This is a genomic window from Frankia sp. AgB1.9 (genome assembly GCF_016786355.1).
In the GTDB taxonomy this organism is placed as follows: domain Bacteria; phylum Actinomycetota; class Actinomycetes; order Frankiales; family Frankiaceae; genus Pseudofrankia.
Genome location: NZ_JADWYX010000052.1, coordinates 28,870 through 47,873 on the forward strand (window position 1 = coordinate 28,870; position 19,004 = coordinate 47,873).

The 19,004-nt window shown below is 67.9% G+C and carries 16 protein-coding genes and 1 tRNA gene; 7 read left to right on the forward strand and 10 right to left on the reverse strand.

What is annotated here, in order from left to right:
- Nucleotides 1-153: 153 nt before the first annotated feature.
- The 3 genes from I6A60_RS21360 to I6A60_RS21370 form a co-directional block, all read right to left on the reverse strand.
- Nucleotides 154-741: a hypothetical protein gene (locus I6A60_RS21360; RefSeq protein WP_238435908.1), complete on the reverse strand. Its 588-nt coding sequence runs from the start codon at nucleotides 739-741 to the stop codon at nucleotides 154-156.
- Between the two features lie 262 nt (nucleotides 742-1,003).
- Nucleotides 1,004-1,411 (reverse strand): RidA family protein, encoded by a 408-nt coding sequence (locus I6A60_RS21365; protein WP_203014866.1) that lies wholly within the window; start codon nucleotides 1,409-1,411, stop codon nucleotides 1,004-1,006.
- Between the two features lie 76 nt (nucleotides 1,412-1,487).
- On the reverse strand, nucleotides 1,488-2,357 hold the full coding sequence (locus tag I6A60_RS21370; RefSeq protein ID WP_203014868.1) for an SAM-dependent methyltransferase: 870 nt from the start codon (nucleotides 2,355-2,357) through the stop codon (nucleotides 1,488-1,490).
- A 533-nt stretch (nucleotides 2,358-2,890) separates the two neighbouring features.
- Here I6A60_RS21370 and I6A60_RS21375 point away from each other — a divergent pair.
- Entirely contained in the window at nucleotides 2,891-3,352 is a 462-nt protein-coding gene (locus tag I6A60_RS21375; protein WP_203014869.1) for a phage tail protein, read from the forward strand.
- Nucleotides 3,353-3,511: 159 nt separating this feature from the next.
- Here the strand turns inward: I6A60_RS21375 and I6A60_RS21380 are convergent, their stop codons facing one another.
- The 4 genes from I6A60_RS21380 to I6A60_RS21395 form a co-directional block, all read right to left on the reverse strand.
- Nucleotides 3,512-4,150: a carbonic anhydrase gene (locus I6A60_RS21380; RefSeq protein WP_203014870.1), complete on the reverse strand. Its 639-nt coding sequence runs from the start codon at nucleotides 4,148-4,150 to the stop codon at nucleotides 3,512-3,514.
- Between the two features lie 293 nt (nucleotides 4,151-4,443).
- The gene (locus I6A60_RS21385) at nucleotides 4,444-6,213 is read right to left on the reverse strand and encodes a pentapeptide repeat-containing protein (RefSeq protein ID WP_203014872.1); all 1,770 of its coding nucleotides are present in this window, start codon (nucleotides 6,211-6,213) and stop codon (nucleotides 4,444-4,446) included.
- A 4-nt stretch (nucleotides 6,214-6,217) separates the two neighbouring features.
- Entirely contained in the window at nucleotides 6,218-6,445 is a 228-nt protein-coding gene (locus tag I6A60_RS21390) for a hypothetical protein (RefSeq protein WP_203014874.1), read from the reverse strand.
- A 1,383-nt stretch (nucleotides 6,446-7,828) separates the two neighbouring features.
- Nucleotides 7,829-8,059 (reverse strand): hypothetical protein, encoded by a 231-nt coding sequence (locus tag I6A60_RS21395; protein ID WP_203014875.1) that lies wholly within the window; start codon nucleotides 8,057-8,059, stop codon nucleotides 7,829-7,831.
- A gap of 313 nt (nucleotides 8,060-8,372) precedes the next feature.
- Here I6A60_RS21395 and I6A60_RS21400 point away from each other — a divergent pair, with 313 nt between their 5' ends.
- The gene (locus tag I6A60_RS21400) at nucleotides 8,373-9,242 is read left to right on the forward strand and encodes a hypothetical protein (RefSeq protein ID WP_203014876.1); all 870 of its coding nucleotides are present in this window, start codon (nucleotides 8,373-8,375) and stop codon (nucleotides 9,240-9,242) included.
- Between the two features lie 297 nt (nucleotides 9,243-9,539).
- Here the strand turns inward: I6A60_RS21400 and I6A60_RS21405 are convergent, their stop codons facing one another.
- Nucleotides 9,540-10,712 (reverse strand): spirocyclase AveC family protein, encoded by a 1,173-nt coding sequence (locus tag I6A60_RS21405; RefSeq protein ID WP_203014878.1) that lies wholly within the window; start codon nucleotides 10,710-10,712, stop codon nucleotides 9,540-9,542.
- 127 nt (nucleotides 10,713-10,839) lie between these two features.
- Here I6A60_RS21405 and I6A60_RS21410 point away from each other — a divergent pair, with 127 nt between their 5' ends.
- Nucleotides 10,840-11,553 (forward strand): TetR/AcrR family transcriptional regulator, encoded by a 714-nt coding sequence (locus tag I6A60_RS21410; RefSeq protein ID WP_374113386.1) that lies wholly within the window; start codon nucleotides 10,840-10,842, stop codon nucleotides 11,551-11,553.
- Here I6A60_RS21410 and I6A60_RS21415 read toward each other — a convergent pair.
- Nucleotides 11,501-12,148 carry a helix-turn-helix transcriptional regulator gene (locus I6A60_RS21415; protein ID WP_203014883.1) on the reverse strand — a complete coding sequence of 216 codons (648 nt, stop codon included), beginning with the start codon at nucleotides 12,146-12,148 and terminating at the stop codon, nucleotides 11,501-11,503. The genes I6A60_RS21410 and I6A60_RS21415 overlap by 53 nt on opposite strands.
- Here I6A60_RS21415 and I6A60_RS21420 point away from each other — a divergent pair.
- Nucleotides 12,147-12,344 (forward strand): hypothetical protein, encoded by a 198-nt coding sequence (locus tag I6A60_RS21420; protein WP_203014886.1) that lies wholly within the window; start codon nucleotides 12,147-12,149, stop codon nucleotides 12,342-12,344. The genes I6A60_RS21415 and I6A60_RS21420 overlap by 2 nt on opposite strands.
- Nucleotides 12,345-12,661: 317 nt before the next feature.
- A tRNA-Lys gene (locus I6A60_RS21425) sits at nucleotides 12,662-12,733 on the forward strand.
- A gap of 163 nt (nucleotides 12,734-12,896) precedes the next feature.
- Here I6A60_RS21425 and I6A60_RS21430 read toward each other — a convergent pair.
- Nucleotides 12,897-14,288 (reverse strand): site-specific integrase, encoded by a 1,392-nt coding sequence (locus tag I6A60_RS21430; protein WP_203014888.1) that lies wholly within the window; start codon nucleotides 14,286-14,288, stop codon nucleotides 12,897-12,899.
- A 500-nt stretch (nucleotides 14,289-14,788) separates the two neighbouring features.
- Here I6A60_RS21430 and I6A60_RS21435 point away from each other — a divergent pair, with 500 nt between their 5' ends.
- Together I6A60_RS21435 and I6A60_RS21440 are read left to right on the forward strand one after the other, a co-directional pair.
- Nucleotides 14,789-17,143: a WD40 repeat domain-containing serine/threonine protein kinase gene (locus tag I6A60_RS21435; RefSeq protein ID WP_203014891.1), complete on the forward strand. Its 2,355-nt coding sequence runs from the start codon at nucleotides 14,789-14,791 to the stop codon at nucleotides 17,141-17,143.
- 431 nt (nucleotides 17,144-17,574) lie between these two features.
- Entirely contained in the window at nucleotides 17,575-18,870 is a 1,296-nt protein-coding gene (locus I6A60_RS21440; protein ID WP_203014893.1) for a TIR domain-containing protein, read from the forward strand.
- Nucleotides 18,871-19,004: the final 134 nt, after the last annotated feature.

Sequence of the window (19,004 nt, forward strand, 5' to 3'; positions counted from 1 at the left end):
CGAGTGTCGGCGGCGGCGGTTCGATCGCTTTCCCGACAGGACCGCAACGTCACGGCCGCGCCGCGCGTCGCGTACGGCCCATCGCGAGACCTGGTTGGCGACGGGGCGCGGCCGGCGCCACGTGACCTACTTCTCTGTTCAGGGTGTCGCTGTTCAGGGTGCCGGATAGGCGGTGGTGAGCGTGCCGGCCTGTCCCTGGAAGGTGAAGGCGACGCCGAGCGGCTGGCTGATGACCTCGGGGCGGGCAAAACCAATGGGGTAGGCGCCGGTGGCGTCCGGCAGCCCGACGGAGAACAGGACCTGCTCGGCGAGCGGCACGTCCGCGTTAATGAGCACGTAGTTGCCGACGGCCGGGTGGCCGAAGGTGCGCAGGCTGAGCGCCACCGTCGCTCCGGTGCCAACTCGGCGGAAGACAAGCTGACCGTCGATCTGCGCGGTTATCGTGCCGGCGCCGCGTTGCGCGGGTTCAAGCGGGAAGGTAAGTCTCGCCGAGATCGGGTTCAGGCACACGCTGGTCTGGCCCGGCGCGGTGGCGTAGGTGATGACGCCGGCCTGGGCAAGTGCCAGCAGGAATTCGCGGTTGAAGGAGAACTGCGCGGTTCCGACCCCCGGCGCCGGCGTCGTGGGCCGGGTCGGTGAGCAAAGCGGCGCGGATGTGGCGCTGGCCTGCGCCGACAGGGTCCTCGCCGCGAGATCCGGCGCGGCGGCCGCGTTCGCCGCTGTCGACGTCGCGGCGAGCATGGCCAGAATGGATAACAGGCCCGCCGTGAAGACTGTGATCCTGCCTCTGATGGTCATGGGCCATCCCCTCTGCAGCGCTCACGCACTATTGGCTGACACGCTAGATGGCCCGGCCCGTCCGTGTTTCGTGAACAGCCGAAACTTCGCCGTAACGATGGTTGCGGCGCGTGACGATTGGGCCGTGACCGAGCACGGCCTGATACGACGTGGGAGTCTCCGAGGTGGAGACGACGGGCATTCTTGTGCTGCCGCCCGTGACCGCTTACGACGCGGCGACGACCGCGATCTCGAGCAGCCAGGACGGCTGGGCCAGGGCCGGGACGGTCACCAGCGTGCTGGCCACCAGGCGGCCGCCGAGGAACTCGTCGCGTGCCGCCATGGCCTGCGCCAGACCGGGCGTCTGCTCGGACGCGACCAGGTAGGTGGTGATGCTGACGATGTCTCCGGCCGTCATGTCGGCGGCGGCCAGAATCGCGGCGATGTTGGTCCACACCTGGCTGGCCTGAGCCGACACTCCGTCCGGTACCGAACCGTCCGGTGCCACCGGCACCACTCCGGAGGTGTGCAGCCACCGGCTGGCGTTCTCGACCAGGACCGCGTGGGCAAAACGGGCCGCCGGAGGGGCCATGCCGTCGGGGCTGATCGTTCGGCGGGCGACGGAGTCGGACATGTGTAGACCGTATAGCCCGCCGCGAGGCAGCTCGCCGAGCCCGGACTCGGTCCGGGCGAACCCCCCTTCGGGGGATCTAGGGCTTCTGGCCCACGGCGGACCAGACGATGTTGCCGCCGGCCTCGGTGGCGGGATCACCAGCGGAGGCCGGGTCGTCGGGGCGCCACAGATGCAGGGGGACGATCCCCGGCGTAATGAGGTCGAGGCCCTGGAAGAACTGGGCGACCTCGGCCTGCGTACGGGCGGTGACGTCGATGCCCTGGGCCCGGTAGGCGCTGACGAGTTTGGCGACCTGGTCGGGATTGTGGTCGGCGGTCAGGTACGACATCGTCAGGTAGCTGCCGGACGGGAGCGCGTCGACCAGGGTGCGGATGATGCCGTACTGGTCGTTCTCGACGGGGACGAAATGCAGGACGGCGATGACCGACAGCGCGACGGGCTGGGTCAGGTCGATGGTGTCCAGGAGTTCCGGGGCGGCCAGGATGCGGCCGGGGTCGCGCAGGTCGGCGTCCAGGTAGGCGGTCCGGCCCCGCGCATCGCTGGTAAGCAGAGCGCGGGCGTGGGCGAGCACGATCGGGTCGTTGTCGGCGTAGACGACTCGGGACTGCGGCGCGACCGCCTGGACGACCTCGTGCAGGTTCGGCCTGGTGGGAATGCCGGTGCCGATGTCGAGAAACTGGCGGATGCCGGCCTGCGCCAGATACCTGACCGTGCGCACGAGAAAGGCCCGGTTCTGGACGGCCGCGGCCGGGGTGTGCGGGAACGCCGCCTGGATCTGCGCCGCCGCCTGACGGTCCGCGGGGAAGTTGTCCTTCCCGCCGAGGAAGTAGTCGTAGATGCGCGCGGAGTGCGCGACGTCGGTTCTCAGGTCGACGGTCGCCCGGGGGCCGTCGACCAGCGACTCCTGCAACGAGGAGAACTCCTCCGGCTCGCTGTCCGCCACCACAGCCCGCTCCCCACCGCCCGAATTCCCCTTTTTTGCAGGCTAGCAGCCACGATGGCCGTTTTCGGTAGCGCATGCTGGGGTGTCATCGGCCACCAGCCGGTCAACCTCACCCGCCCGCCAACCTGCCCCCTCTGCTTGCGTAGGGAGGCGTTGTGGGTGGAGGACTGGGCCCCACCCGTCCTCTACGAGCGACCGTTGAGCCCGGCGACCTGGCCAGTCTTCCGCCGGCCAGTCTTCCGCTGGCCAGTCCCGGGACCGGTTCGGCGTCGTCCTCGACCGCGTTCCCAGCCCCGTCGCTGGCACCGGGGCGGCTTCTTGAATCACTCCGCGCACCGACGCCGCTCCTCAGGAGAACCCGGCCGCCGGCGGCTCCCCGTGGGCGGATCACAGCCCGGTCGCCAAACCTTCGGCCCGCCGCCGGTCGGGTCCGGAGCGTCTGACCTCCCGGGTCGGTTACCTTGACGGCCAGCGCCTACGCTGAGTTCGGCGCATCGTCCCAGGTAGGACCGGACACACACGCGGAGGAGTTCGCCATGCCCTACGCCGTGGACTTCGGCACCGTATCGACCGTGGGGCTGGAGTCGTCGCCGGCCGCGGCGGCGCTCGCTGGTCTGCGCGCGAACGAGGCCCGGTACTTCAAGAACAAGTACGACCACGTCTTCACGGTCGAGCCCGCGAGCGACGCCGGGTCGACCATCGACTGGGTGAGTCGGATCCTTGAGGAAGAACGCGGCATCGTCATCGCCTCCCCTCCGCTCGAGGCGACCGCATTCCAGGTCGAAGACCTGAAGATCGCGTACGTCTTCTACGAGAACGGTCTGTCGATCAACGTGATGTACGCCCTCGACGACCTCGGGAAACGGGCGGTCGGTTTCAAGCTCTCCGACGGGATGGAAATCCCCGAGGAACTCGCCTCGTTCAAGTTCGCCCGGCAGAAGTCGAAGCTGGCCGGAACCATCCGCGGCTCCTACTTCGTCATCAAGAAAAAATACTGACCCGGGGCCCCGGCAGGTTTGCGACGAGCGGAATACCGGCGCCGTGCGGTTTTCCGGTGCACTGCATGGCGCGACCGGACCCGGGGTGATCGGCCTACCGGGACAGCCCGGCCCGCTTGCCGCGACGCATGTTCCCCGCCGGTGTACCCGCGGACGCGGTCATCGGCCTACTTCGCTGGGTAGTGGGCCGTGGCTGGCCACGACGCCGACGGTTCCGTCCGCGAGGCGGTAGGACAGTCCGACGACCGCGCACCGCCCCGCCGCGACCTCGCTCGCCAACAACACCGACCGTCCCAGCAGGCCTTCGACCGTCCGCTGAATATGGGTCCGCACGAACTCGTCGATGCCCGTCGCGCCGGCCGCGCGGGCCTCGAGGATGCTCGGCATGACCCGTTCCACCACGTCCCCGATATAGCCGGCTGGCGCGACCCCGTCACGGTCGGCCTCGGAAGCCGCGGTGACGGCGCCACAGGAGTCGTGGCCCAGGACGACGACGAGGGGCGCTTTCAGCACACCGACGCCGTACTCGATGCTGCCCAGCACTTCAGGTCCCGCGACGTGACCCGCGGTCCGAACCACGAACAGGTCTCCCAGCCCCCGGTCGAAGATGATCTCGGCGGCGAGGCGGGAGTCGGAGCATCCGAACAGCACCGCGAACGGGTGCTGCCGCGGGGCCACCGCGGATCGACGATCGGCATCCTGATTGGGGTGCAGCCGGTCCCCATGCACGAAACGCGCGTTGCCCTCCAACAGGGCCGCGTACGCATCGGCGGGCGAGGCGGGGTCGAGGTCGGGCATGCGCAGCAACGTACCTGACCAGCAAACGAGCGCCAGCCGCTTCACTCCAAGGATGGAAAACGTCACGTGAGACCGCACCGAAGACGCCTCGCGAGGCAAGGCAGGCCAGGCCCGAGGGACTCTCCCGCTCTCCGCGTGCGGCGACGCAGGCGTCGGTCAATTCGTCAACACTCGTCTCGATTGCCGCGTTGGCCCTCTGGCGTCTGCGCTCGCGGGGTATGCGCAGAGTGCCTTCCGGACCCCATGCGATCTTTCTGAAACGATGGGCCTCACGATTTGCCGTGGCCGGCCGGTCAGGGACCCGGTGGGATCGTCGACCACGGGGCGGGCCGCGCGATCCCGGCGGGTAGCCGGGTGGTCGCGTCTCCGTTCGCCACGTCGAGTTGTCCCTGGGTAAGGCCGGTGGCGCCGGTGAGGTCGGCTCCGGTCAGCTTGGCGTCGGTGAGGTTCGCTCCGTCGAGCCGGGCGTTGACGAGGAATGCGTTGGTGAGGTTCGCGCCCTGGAGGCGTGCGTCGGTGAGGTTCGCTCCAGCGAGCCTCGTGTCGGTGAGGTTCGCGCCGGCAAGCCTCGTGTCGGTGAGGTTCGCGCCGGCGAGCCAGGTGCTGTCGAGAGTCGCTCCGTCCATCCAGGCGCCGGTGAGAGTCGCCCCGTCCATCCAGGCGCCGGTGAGATTTGCCTTGTCGAGTCGGGCACCGGTGAGGGTCGCTCCGCGTAGTCGGGCGCCGGTGAGGTCGGCCTCGCGTAGCCGGGCGCCGGTGAGGTTCGCCCAGCTAAGCCGGGCGTAGATCAAGTTCGCTCGGCGTAGTCGGGCGGCGATGAGGGTCGCTCCGTCTAGCCAGGCCCCATCGAGGGTTGCCTCGTCCAGGCGGGCCCCGGTGAGGGTCGCACCGTCGAGCCGGGCGTCGGTGAGGTCGGCTCGACCGAGTGGGACTGCGCGCAGGTCGGCGTTGGTGAGGTCGAGGTGGGCGAGGCTGGAAGCACCGGTGAGGTCGGCGCCGGTTAGGTCCGCCCGCGGGACGCCGGGCAGCCGGGGAAGGCGTCCGAGGACTTGCACGGCAGTACGGACGTCGGTGGCCTCCCGCACCGGTGGCGGGTCCGTTCCATCGGTGGGCGCCGGCGGGCGCAGCGCCGGGTCGGTGCTACGGGAGCGTACGAACGCCGAGAGCATCTCGACAACGGTGTGCTGGTCGTTAGGGGAGTCGACCGCGATGCGCTCCAGCGAACGGATTCCGTTGAGTCGGATCGCGGGATTGTCCGGGTAGTTGAGCAGCTTCGCCGCCTCGACGTAGAGCTCGCGGGTGTGGGGGGTGTTCGTGTTCGCGGGCTCGGCGTCAGTCAGCACCGCGAGACTGTTAACGGCCTTGAGGGCTTCGTCGAGTTCCGCGGACTGGGGTGACGGCGCGAGCATGCGCATTACCCGGACGACCGCGCGGTCGTGGCCCGTCTGGATGACAGTGCGTCGCCACGCGGCGAACCACGCTCGCCGTGCGGCCTCGGGCACGTCGCAGACCTCGAGGATGGCCTCCAGGGTGTGCTCGGACGGCCTGCCGCCACTGATCGCGTCGTGGGCCGTCTGGATCGGCAGCGTGCGCGGTGGGGTCCACGACCGTGCCCGCCGCTCCATGTCACGAAACGACAGGCCCCTGCTACGCCGAAGCGCATCGAGCGCGCCGGCAAGATCTTCGGGCGTCCGCACGTCCTCCGGCCGTGGCACTACCACCTGCGCCTGACCCGGCTGGCCGCCAGGAGCACGTCGTACCCAGGCCTTGTGTCCGCGGGCGGCGGTCTGGTGCTCGTCGCGCCAGGCTTCCTGCTCCTCGTCGGTCACACCGCACGCCAACAGGTAGGCCCAGGCCACAGACCAGGTCGGAACCTCCCGTCCGGCCGCGGCGGCGGCCAGTGTCGGCTTCGAGTAATGCGTCATGCGTGCCATTCGGTCGAAGGTCAGGCCCGGTGGCCGCTGCGCTCGCAGACGCTTCGCGAACGCGGCAGCCGGACCGCCCTCGGGGTCGATCGGCCGTTCGGGACGGCCAGGACGACGCGGGGCAACGTCCCTTGTCACCGGGTCAGGCCGCCTGCTCAACGCCGCTCAGGATTTGGCGCACGGCGCCCGCGGCCGTCGCCGCGATCAGCCCGAGCGCCGTGACCGGGTCGTAGCCGTAAGGCCGCAGCACCATGACGAGCAGGACGAACACGAGCAGCACGAGCAGGTGAAGCAGGACAGTCCACCAGAGGACCTGCTCACGGGAGACCACGCGCCGCACGCGCGGTCCGCGGATGGTGCCTGTGCTCACGACACAGCCTTTCGACGACGGATCGGTCCGGACGGGTCTTGCAGATGCCGTCACGTCGAGGTCCGCCGGTAGCCAGCCGGCGACAACGTGGCGTCTGGGCAAATCATGCGACGTGAACAGCCACCCGTCGGCGACGAGGCCCACCCTGTTTGTCTGTACTTCTCCCCACTCATGCCGGAACAGACCACCTAACAATTCGGATCAGGCTTGGAGTTGTTAGGCAGAGCGTCCGCCATACAACCCGCTGACCTGCGCCTTCATCTTTTCCTGCTCGATAGCGTCCGAAGAGTTGGCCGGACAGGAGTCCCGTGCCGTCTACTGGTTCCCGTAGCCGTACGCCGCGACAGAGCGGCTGGCTGCCGAGGCGGCGTCTGATTGGTCCGGACGGGCGACTCGGCGGAGAGGTGCCCACCACCAGCCATGGGGGGCACCTCTCCCGTGTAACCCGCGGATCCATGGCCCATGGGCCCGCGGGTGTGGGGTCTGCGGGTGTGGAGTCCGGCGAGGGATGGTGCGCGGTGGGAGAAGACAGCCCCGCCAAGTCATGACGCCCGCTGGTCACGGCGGTGCAGTATGCCGGTGCGCAACACCCGACGGCAGGGTCGACCCCACTCGCGCTGCCGGACAGCTTCAACTCCTGTCCAGCGATGACAGCGGCCGGCCTGCCGCTGTCCGGCGGGCGCTCTTCAGAGGACCGCCGCGCTTCAGACGCACGCTGTTCGGCGGTCCGGCCACGAGACCGACGCGGCCGGCCTGCCTCGCGGAGTCGCTGCCACCCCCAGGACGCAGCCATTTCGACACCCGGTGCCATTGTTATTGCGGCACGCGATGCCAAAGTAGATTCGACATTGGTGTCAATCTCGACAGGTCAAACAGGCATTCGATTTGACGACCCTGCGCACCCCGGATGTCAGTTGGCGCGATCGGGTCGCGACCTGGAATTTCTGTCAGACAGCAAACCCGCGAGGGACTCGAACGAGTCGCCTACTATGGGCCGACTACGTGGCGAACGTCCCATGGAGGGACGATGCGTGGTGTCTCGCTTGCCGACGTCTTAATGGTGTGCGTATCGTTGGATCTGGTCGAACTGGCGGGAGTACCACGAGACCACGCCTCATCTACCCGCCACTCGCTACTCAGCAACAATCGATGGCGCCGGGAAGAGACCCGGCGCCTTGCTGTACCTATCCCAAAGACAGGACCGACGATGTCCCCTAGCCCCTAGCACCGCCAGGCCCGCACGCCGCCGGCGCGGGCGAGTCATCCGCCTCGCGCTCGTCTCCCGGACGCCAGCCCCCACGCCGTGCACGGCGCCGGCTGAGACCGGACGCCGTCGCCGGAGCACCAGGGGTCTCAGCGTCCTCCGAGAAACTCGGTCACCGGCTAGTGGTTGAGCGGTGTCACCACCAAGCTGACCAGCAGTGCCGCGACCATCAGGGCAGCGATCAAATACACCGCTGCCGGAATACGGCCCGCGAACGGCAGTCCCGCCAGCAGGGCATCGCCGTCGAGGTCTGCGTCCATCGCCTGACCGCCTTCGCCACCGGTCGAGGCCTGCTCGCCGCTCGATCCGCTGTACTTCGGTGGAGCCGATTTTATGGATGTCCCTGCCATGACTGCTCTCCCCCGTAAAAGTCCTCGCGAATGCCAGCCACGCCGAGGCCCCTTTGCCGCAGGTCCAGTTTGCCAGACAAACAGCCCGGGGTGCAAGGACAACTACAGACAGTATTCGAATTCCGGTCGAGCCTGCGGCCAAATGGGTCGTGCCAGCGGCGACTGCCATACCCCACAACTTGCCGGCTACGTGACGTGATCAGATTCGATCTTGATCCACAGCTGAGTCGCGGCACCGCAGGCCCTGTCCCACAGGCGATGTCGGCGCAGCGGCGCACGTTCATGATCTCCTCGGGTCAAGAGGTGGATAAGAATGAGAAATGATGCGCGGCAAGTGGACTGGGCCCGCGTGCGTGAGGTGATCGTCTTCATCTTCACGATCGGTACGAGCGTCGCGGCACTCAGCGGCTTGACCGGCGGCGCAGCCCAGGTGGTGCTGCGCGTCATCGCCGCGGTGTCCGCCGGATACCTTCTCTCGGTTCTCCTTCGGTACTTCAGGCTCACTCGGGACGGAATTCACGCCTCAGTCAGCAGTCAGCTTCGCCAACGTGAAGAGGACATCGAGGACACGTTCAGCCGACAGGCCGAGGCCAATGAGGAGAAGGTGCACGTCCAGGCAACCATCGGCCTGGACGACACAAGCGACAAGGTCGAGGAGACCGTCGAGGTCCATCCGAACCGGCAGCTTGTCGCTCGGATGATCCGTCCGATCACCACCTCCGACCGACGGCTACCGAAGACGCTGTCCGACTTCGCCTTCCGCGCATGGGTCGACGACAGCGCGAACGGGCCGGCCTGGATCCGCTCAACGGTTCTGCGGATCAAGGGCCGGCTCTACGTCTGGCTGATCTTCACCCCCACGCTGACCAAGCCGGTGACCTGGCACTGCAGCTACGCACCGCGGGGGCTGTGGGCTGACCTCCGCAAAAGCGGCCACGACAAGCTGATCTGGAACGACATCATGCCCGCGAACGGACGCTCACCCATGACCGACTTCCGCGTCTCCTTCGTCTTCAAAGATCCGCGCTTCGCTCCAAACGTCCGCGAGAAGAACGGTTTCGGCGCCTGCTCGCCATCCCGCCGCGTGAACGGCGGATCCTGGGTCATCGAGTGGCACGACCCTAACCCCCAAGGCAGACGCTACGAGTGGGAAGTCTCGCGCCGGGCGGATCCGACCGACTGACGGGCCCCGAAGGATAGGTTGACCAACACGGTGAAAGGAGACCGATCATGAAGCACCGCGACCGTGTCCTTCCGGCCGGAGGAGAAGGGGGCACTCGCGCTGTCGGGCACCCCGACGTCCCCGCTGCAGATAGGTCCTGACCTGCAATCGATGAGCGCGGCAACCCCGCGCTCATCGATGCAGCAACCAGCCTGGTCGGGCTACGGCTCTGGTGGCGGTGTGCGTCGAGTTCCAGCAGGTCGGCGAGGTGGCTCGGCGACCGGAACGCCGGCGGTGGGGCCTGGTTCAGCCCACTCGCTACTTCCCGCGTTCGAAAGGTACAGCGGGCTTCGGAGCCGTGACCCCGTTCGGGGGCACGAATTTGCCGTTCAGGTCGACGTATCCGGAGCGCTTCGTCGGTATCGGCAGCGCGGGGTCCGGGCAGGGCGTGTCCGTGTTGTATCCGCAGATGCCGCCGTTGAGGTAGGAGCGTTTCTGCACGTCCTGCGGCCAGGCGTTGGCATGCAGGCCGATCCATTGGGCGGGGAGGTTGTAGCAGACGAAGAAGCAGGCGCTGCTGGCGGCGAAGATGGCGAGGAAGCGGACGGACTGCCGCCGTACCACGCCGCCGCGGATGGCCTCCAGTCCGCGTTCGGGTATGGTGCGGCCTTGCTCGTCGGTGAAGAACCGCAGGCAGCACAGGGCGGTCTGGACACCGCCCCACATCAGCCCTTCGTAGAGCGGGTACTGGTGGTAGGTGCCGGCGAAGAGCGACACGGATCGGATCGCGCCGGGGTAGCTGTAGAACCCGATCGGCATCAGGACCAGGCCCTCCATGACGACGTCGAAGAGGAAACAGATCACGAAGGTGATGCCGATCAGCCGCAGGTTGCCGATGCCGGGCCACCGGGATTTGATCTTGTGCATGGCCGCGCAGAGCGAAATCGTGAGGACCAGTACGCCCCAGGTATACCCGGGCACGTTCGTCAGGATGGGGGCCGGCACCTGCCGGCCTGGTGCCTCGGGGGAGATCCAGCCCGGGATGAAGTGGGACCACGAGCCGCGGTTGAACAGCCAGGTGTTGTAGACGCACCAGGTGTTCGTGTAGTTCAACAGCGGGTCCTGGAAGCCCATCAGCCCGAGGCTGGCCAGCAGCATCCCGTCCAGGGTGATCCGGCGCTCGCGTAACCACGGCCTGACCAGGAAGTGCCAGATGGCGATCGGCAGGCCGATCCACATCGCGGCGGCGTCCACCACCAGCGGGATCTTCATGTACAGCGGGGGGGCGCTCGGGCCCTGCGGGACGCGCGCGAAGTAGGGGCTGCTGACCCAGCGGATCCACACGTAGAGCTGGACCAGGAGCAGGACGCCCCCGACGGCCGACCAGACCCGGACGGCGTTGCGGGGGCGCGGGCGGTTCTCCGAATCTGGTCCCGGCGTTCGCTGGACCTCGGTCAGTGGTGGACCGGACGTCACCGAGTGATCGCTCATGACACTGCCTCCCGCGGTGCGACCGGCCCGCTTAATAGATCGACCGATCGATTCATTACGGGATTGTGTTGGCTGCCTGTCGGACAGTCAAGATGGGTGTCATCGGGCTGGTTGCGAGAGGAGCGCGATGGTGTCGGAGACCGCATCGACGCTGGGGCGGCCGGTGGGCTCGCGGGGCGAGGACACCCGCCGCCGGATCGTCGCTGCCACCATGCGGTGCGTCGCCGAGATGGGATACGCCCGGGCGACGATTCGCGAGATCGCCCGGGCCGCCAACGTCACCAGCAGCGTCCTGTACCACTACTTCCCGAACAAGGCCGAGATCGTCAAGGCGGCGTACGTCGACGTCAGCGCAGCGGCGATGCCAGGGCTGCTCGAATCGGCCGAGCAGCCGGGCGGACTCGTCCACAAGCTGGTCGCGGTGATGCACCGAGGCGGCGAGATCGTGCAGGAGTACCCCTACGCCCTGGCGTTCGACCGGGCAGTACGCGCGCCCGGCGTCGCGGACGCCGAACTGGCGAGCATAGGAGAGACGATCTTCGCGTCGTTGCGCGGTCTCGTGGAAGAGCTGGTCTGGCAGGCCCACCGCGACGGCGAACTGAACCCCGACGTGACGCCACCGGCAGCCGCCGAGGCTGTGTTCGCCCTCATGCGCGGGCTCTACGACCACGCCTCCCTCGCGACCCCCGACCAGTTCGCGACCACCGTCCACGCGGTCAAGCTGCTGCTGCTCGGAACCCTGATGACCGGCGACAACCGGAGCCGGAGTGCCACGCCGACGAGTCCCGCTACATCACCTCATTCGCCCCAGCCGCCAACACCGGGCAACGCCAGCTTGTAGCGGTTCCCGCTGCCTTCGGCCTGCCGAGTGAGCGATGGAAGATCGCTGGTCGCCGTCCCGGCGTGGCGGTCGGGCTCCACCGCGACCGCATGGCCATGGGGTCGTTGCTGAGGTTGGCGCCGGCGAGGCGCGCCAACAGGTCCACTGGGGTGGCCGCCTCGGGTGGGTAGTCGGCTCCCTGCTCGACCACTCTGGCCCCGTCGTAAGGGGAACTGTCGACGCCCGCGCTTTCGGCAGCAGAATCCCGACCGGGGACCGCGGCGAGTCCGAGCCGCTGGCGTGGAATGGCCAGGCCGTCGGCGAAGCGCTCGAGCGTGTCCGGCGCGGTGACCTGGCGGCGGCCGTTGAGGATGGCGCTCACGGACGGCTGGTCGATACCGACAGCGTTGGCGATCTGCGGCTGTGTCGCGCCGGTCCACTGCTGGTAGATGCGCAGGATCGTCGCCATGTCCCGAGCACTGAGGGCGGCGACCATTTCATGGCAGTCCCCACAGGTCGAGGGGCGCTGCGGGGAGGGTACGACCTGTGTCGGCAGGACCTGCGTCGCGCCTTCGCGTCGGTGCTTTTCACGAGGGCGTCCGGCCCAGAGCGTCATGGAGCTGCTCGGCTACTCCACGATCCCGCTAACTACGAGCATCTACACCCACGTAATGCCCGAGACCCAGCGCGATGCCGTGGCCAAGCTCGGCTGCCGGTTCGACGGCGACCAAGATCAGACTGACCGGGACGACACGGACGATGACGACACGGGCCCGGGCGGCGATGACGCGGTGGACGGCAAGACGGCGTGACCGACCGTGGCGTCAGAGGCGGTTCGGTTTCCGGGTCCGTCCACTCACCGTGACCGCACTCCGAAGGCCCGCGCTACGGGCGGGGACGCCGCCGGATGGGTGGGCGCGAACGGTGCTTGACCTGCCGTGTTTCGCGATTGTGGGTCCCGTGACGTATCGCGTCGAACCCACGCCGACCGGGTGGCTGTAGTTGCGGGTTCCGGGTGCCCCCGCCCCGACCAACCCGTCGGCGAGCTGGTAGAGTCTGCTACGTCGACGCGGGGGAAACCTGTTCGACACCAGCAGGACCCAAGCACGCGCAAGACCTCAGGAAGCATGCGCCGCTAGCTCAATGGCAGAGCAGCGGACTCTTAATCCGCGGGTTCGGGGTTCGAATCCCTGGCGGCGCACCCGTTCTGACCTGGCCGTATAGCCTCTGGCTATACGGCCTTCGTCGTCCGTGGGGCACGGATGGGGCACACCTGGGTCACGGACGTGCCCCATCTCGATCGGCCTCGGGCGACCGTGCCGGTCGGCGGGTGGTTGTCTCGCAGGCGTTTGACCTGCGGGAACCTATTTCTGGCAGTAGCCGGAGATCTCGGCGGCGTCCGGAGTGTGGGTCACAGTCCGCCGGGCGCGTCTGTCTCCTGGGGGTGTCCGCGCGATGGTGAGGATCATGTCGGCGGTGGCCTGGGCGGCGTAGTGGGCGGTGTCGGGCAGGACGCTGGTGTAGGTGTCGGCGGTGGTGACGATGCTGGAGTGGCCGAGCATCTGCTGGATGACCTTCAGATCGGTGTGTGAGGCCAGGGCGATGGTCGCGGCGCCGTGGCGCAGGTCGTGCAGCCGGATCGGTGGCAGGTCGAGCTCTTTGACGATCTGGCGGAACCGGTGGGACAGATACTCGGGTCTGATCGGCCGGCCGTCTGCGTAGGTGAACAAAGGCTGCCCTTGGCGCCAGCCAGGTCCGGTGCGGCCACGGGAGTCGCTACGACGCTTCACCGTGCCATCGGCGTCGAGCGCTTCGGCGGCCTGCCGCAGTGCGTGGGCGGCGAGCTGTCGGGTCCCGGTCTCGTCGAGCGCGATGGTCCGATTACTGGCCCGAGACTTCGGCGGACCGCAGTACAACTCGCCAGGTAAAGCGAGCAACTGGCGGGTGATCGTCAGTTCGCGTGCTTCCGCGTCCAGGTCGTCGCGGTGCAGGGCGACGGCCTCGCCGCGGCGCAGGCCGCGCAGCGCGATCAGCCACCACAGGGGCGCGAGCCGATCCTGCTCGACGCCGGCCAGGAAGGTGCCCAGCTGCCGTAGCGTCCAGACCGCCACTGGCGGGCGGATGCCGTCGCGCCGCCAGGTGGCGACGCGTTCGTCGGTCCACACGACCGGATACGGCCGCGTCGGCTTGTCGAGCCGGACCTGGCGCAGCGGGTTGCCGGTGATGAGCCCTTCGCGGACGGCGGCATTCAACGCGGCACGCAACGTGGCACGAACCCGATCGACCGTCGACGGGGCGATCCGCGTCCCGCTGCGGGTACGCCGGCGTGCCAGCTGGTCGAAACAGGCCTGCAGTCGTCTCGGGGTGAGGTCGGCCAGGGTGATCCGGCCGACGGCCGGGATCAGGTAGCGGTCGATGTGATCGCGGTAGGCGTGCACGGTGGAGGGCCGTAGGTGTGGTTCGGCCTGGTCGAGCCAGTAGCGCAGCCATCTGGCGACCGTCCATGCTCCCGCCGCCGCGTCCTGGGCCGGCGCCGTGAGGATGACCTGCCGCGCGGCGTTCGCAGCCTCGTAGGTCGGGAAGCCACCTCGGCGGTAGCGGGCCCGCCGGCCGCCGATGGTTGTCACCTGCACGGCGAAGTACCAGCTGCCATGGCCCGGCTCGACGAGCCGGGGGCAGCGGCTGCCCCGCTGCCTGCCGGTGACAGCGTCGATACATCCGCACCGCTTGAACACGGTGTCCGGCCTCGCGCTCATGACGTACCTCCAGGTGTAGCAAACGATCCCTTCATCTGACCCGATCTCCACCGCCAGCACAGACCCGTACGGCACCGCGTGATCAACCCGCGCGACGACGCCTTGGGCTCACAGTCGAGAGTCGAACCGACACCGTCCGAGACTCCCCATCGGATGTGCATGCGCGGGGGAAGGTCCGCTGCATCAAGGGCGCTGGCGCAGCCGCTCAGGACCGCGGCCGAGACCCGGGATCAGACTTCTCGCGCGGCCAGGACGCGGCTCCGAAAGCTAGGCGGCACGACCCGGTTGTCGCCCAGTGCCTCGGACGGCGGTGCAACTTGGCCGCGGCGTCCGGCGTCTACCGGTTGGAAGCGGAAGGCGCGGACTGGCCGGGTGGGGCTGCTGTAAGGCTGCCGCGTTCCGGTGGATGCGGCGGATGGCGTTGGACCGTCCGGCGAGCGTGCGCGGGGGTCGGATGTGGGACGACGCAGTGTGGCTGTCGGGCCGGCGGGACGTGCCTGGTGATCGTCAGTGAGGAACGGATCGCCGCCGCGCTGCCCGGCTACGTGGTCGGCGGGCAGCTAGGAGCGGGTGGGTTCGGCCTGGTCGTGGCGGGCTGGCATCGACGGCTGCACCGTGACGTCGCGATCAAGGTGATTCCAGCCGGGACCACAGGCGGCGGTAGGGGATTCCTCGCGGAAGCGGAGCTGCTCGCCAGTTTGGATCATCCGCATATCGTGCGGATCTACGACTGCCTCGAGGTCGACGGGCTGGACTTCATCGTGATGGAGTTGCTGTCGGGTGGGACGTTGGCCGCGCGGCGTGAGGCCTTGGGGCAGCGCGGGGCGTGCGCGGTCGGGCTCGCGGTCGCTGCCGCGCTCGGTCACGCGCATGACCGTGGCGTTTTGCATCGCGACATCAAGCCGTCGAACATTCTGTTCGACGATGTGGGGACGGCGAAGGTCGCTGACTTCGGAATCGCGCGGATGTTCACCGGTTCGGGCGTGAGCGGCGGCGGTCTGGGGGCTGGAACTCCGGGCTACATGGCACCCGAGCAGATTGTCGGCGGTCGGCTCAGCCCAGCGACCGACCTGTACTCGCTCGGGGTTGTGCTCTACGAGTTGCTGACCGGCGCACCGCCCTTCGACAGTGCTCTACCACCGCATGCGCTGTGGGCGCGGCAGCTGACCCATCCGCCCCGCTCCCTGCCCGCAGAGGTGCCCCGCCGGGTCGCGGACGTGGTGGTGCGCATGCTCGCGAAGAACCCGGCTGACCGCTTTGAGGACGCCACCACTGCCGCCCTCGAGCTCGCGGCGGCGGCGCTCGCCAGCTACGGCCCAAACTGGCAGGCCAAGAGCGCGCTGTACCTGCATCTCGACGATTCGGATCACCGCCCGGCCGCACTCCCTCCACCGGCGATGGCCCCCGACCCGCTGACGGGGACCAGGCACACCGCTGCCCGCGGCTCGATCGACATGCCGCCGGCTAGCACCGTGGCTCGGCGGGCCGGCCGCCGCCGACGTGGGAGGCGGCGAGTGGGAAGGCGCCGCCTAGTGCTGGGCGCCGCGGTGTTCATGGTCCTCGCCGGTGTCCTGCCGCTCGCTCTGCTGCCCGGCGGCGACGGCCCGCGCCTTCAGGCTGTCATCCGGGGCGAGGTTCTGGGGTTCAGTCCCAACGGGAAGCTCACCGCCCTCTCCGGCTGGTACGACACGACCACGCTGTGGGACACGGCGACCCTGGGGACCGCTGCCAGTCCGGTGGCGATTCTCGGCCACGACTCGGGCGGCCCGGTTCTGTTCAGCCCGGACGGGACGCTCCTGGCGACCACCGCCTCGGATGGCAGCTTCCTGCTGTGGAACGTCATCGCCCGCAACACGGCTGTCGACCAGCCTTTCACCACTTTCACCGACCCCAACGACCTGATCCAAATGGTGTCGTTCAGCCCCGACGGAAGCCTGCTCGCGACGACCGATCTTGACGACTCGGTCCTGCTGTGGGACACCGAACGCCAGGGCACCGCCGCCAAGCCCGCCGCGATCTTCAGCGCCAACGACGACCACATCGGCGCATCGATCGCTTACAGCCCGGGCTGGAAACTCCTAGCGACTGGCAACGGAGACGGCCGAGTCCGGCTGTGGGACACCGCCAGCCGCGGCACCCCCCAGCCGATGGCCACGATCCCTAGCACCCCGAGCGACGACCAGACCGACACGGCCGACAACACGACCCCGATAGTGATCATCGAAGCCACCGCGGCGATCAGCCCGAACGGGAAAATGCTCGCCACAAGATCCGGCCACACGGCCCGCCTGTGGGACATCACCGACCCTCGCCGTCCCCAGCCACTCGCCACGCTCACCAACCAGGCCGAGGACCTCTCGTTCAGCCCAGACGGCAACTCCCTCGCCACGATCAACACCAATCACACGATCCAGCTGTGGGACACCACCGGCCGGACAAAGATCCAACCCGTCGCTACCCTCACCGGCCACACCGGCGACATCTGGGACACCCAGTTCAGTCCAGACGGACGGTTCCTCGCAACGACCAGCGCCGACCACACAACCCGGCTCTGGAACACCGCGAAACGCGGCACCGTCCGCCCGATCCTCACCCTCACCGGCCACACCGCGAACGCCTCGAACATCGGTCCCGACACGGTCGCCATGTTCAGTCCGAACGGGAAACTCCTCGTGACCGGCGAAGCCGACGGCACCACCCGGCTGTGGAAAACGACCAGCCACGGAGACATCAAACCCGTGGCCACCCTCACCAACAGCCCCGGCCCTATTCAGTTCAGCCCCGACAGCTCACTGCTCACCATCGCCACCCAAGACGGGAAGACCCGTATCTGGAACACCAGCGCAACCCAATAACCGCAGCCGACCTCCGACCGGGCCGTCCAGGTCATCACTATCGACGATCCGGCGATCTTTGAAGTCCAGACACAGCCCGAGGCAGCCCCGCCGGCTGCCTGACCTCAAGGCAATATCTTGACCGAGAAGCCTCTACAGCCCGCTGAAAGCCCCGCGCCACCAGGAAGGTGCAGCTGGCGCCGATGGAGGTGGACGCACGGCGACCCTCGGGTCGCTCCGGCGCAGACTCCCACCACCCCGGGACCCAGCTTAATCTGACCCGGGACTCACACCCTGGGGTGGTGGGCACCAGCTCCAACCCCCCGGCGAGGCGCGCCACCGCTGGCCGCACGTCACCCAGCAAGCCCGCCAGTGGCCCTCTGGCCGTTGCGATGGCGGGTAGGCGCAGGCCGAGCGCGAGAAGCTCCTTCGAAGGCGGATACGCTACCGGTGTGGCGAACGGGGACGACGAGCCCACACGCTTGACAGCGGACACTGCGCCAAGAGCCGCGTCGGGAGCGTGGCACTTCTTCGTGTCGTATGCGGCGGTTGACGAGGCATGGGCCGAATGGATCGCCTGGCAATTAGAAAGAGACCAGCACAGAGTTCTCCTGCAAGCCTGGGATGGCGTGCCCGGCTCGCATTGGATGAACCAGATGAACATGGCAATCCACCAGAGCGACCACACGATCGCCGTCGTCTCGCGCGCCTATATCGAATCTGTCTTTGAACAAGAGGCGTGGCAAGCAGTATTTCGACGCGACCCAGAAGGGCTCGCCCGCCGGCTCATACCGGTGTGCGTCGAAGACTGCTCCAGGCCGGGTCTGCTCGGCAGCATAATCCCCGTCGACCTGTCCGCCAAGCCAACCGTGATGGACGCACGGAAGACACTTCTCGAAGGCATCCGAAATGCCACCGCTGGACGCGCCAAGCCAACGGCTGAACCCACATACCCAGGCCTGCTCGGCGAGGCCGATGTATCCTCGCCGAGCCCTTCGAGTAGGGAGACCGCCGCCTCGGTCTTTCCGGGAAAATTCTCGGGATTGCGTCCTGTTCAGCGCCACATCGAAACCGGCGACCGGCAGCTGGACCCCGACGAGGTTCTCGTGGCTCACCTCCGGGCTCGACACGCAACGGGCGACTGGGCGGTGGTCGTAGCGCTGGGCGCGATGCTCGCGGACCGTCGCCCCGACCTCGCCGATCCTGACGGGCTGGTGTCGGACGCCAAGACCGCAAACCAGGAGGGACGGCTACCATTCCTTTCAATGGGCGAGCACGCCCTTGCCAGCGTGCGCCCCCACTGGGCCAGCGAGTTGCCAACGCTCTGTCTGCTGCCAGTCCTCCTCTCTATCGCGATCGCTCTCCTCGCTGTGCGGACCCGCGGTTGGCTCGGATGGGCTGAGTGGGGTCTCGCGGCCCTCGCGGTCGCCACGATGACGGTCCTCGCAAGGACGGTCGTGCGTCGCGCGGTAACCCGTTTTAGCGAACAGATAGTGATCACCAACTCGCGGATCGTCTGCGCATCAGGAATTACCGACCAAAGCGTGATCGGCGCAACACTGGAACAAATCAGCGATATGACCTATACGCAGTCACTCCTTGGTCGTATTTTCGATTTCGGCACGTTCGTCCTCGAATGGAAGTCGACCGACGGTACCGTACTCACCCAAATTCCACATATCCCATGTCCGGACGTATTCTACATCATATTGCTAGATTCAACCTTCGGTTCTCTGCCATCAGTCTAGAAGAAAGCTTCTTCCATTCACTGTGGGACCACCAGTCGCCCCTCGAAGCCCTTCCGGCCATCGTCGGCCGCGCCGGGACCCGCGAGACCCGCTGCGGACCGCTCGCAATCACCTGACTTACGCGTCGCCGGCGC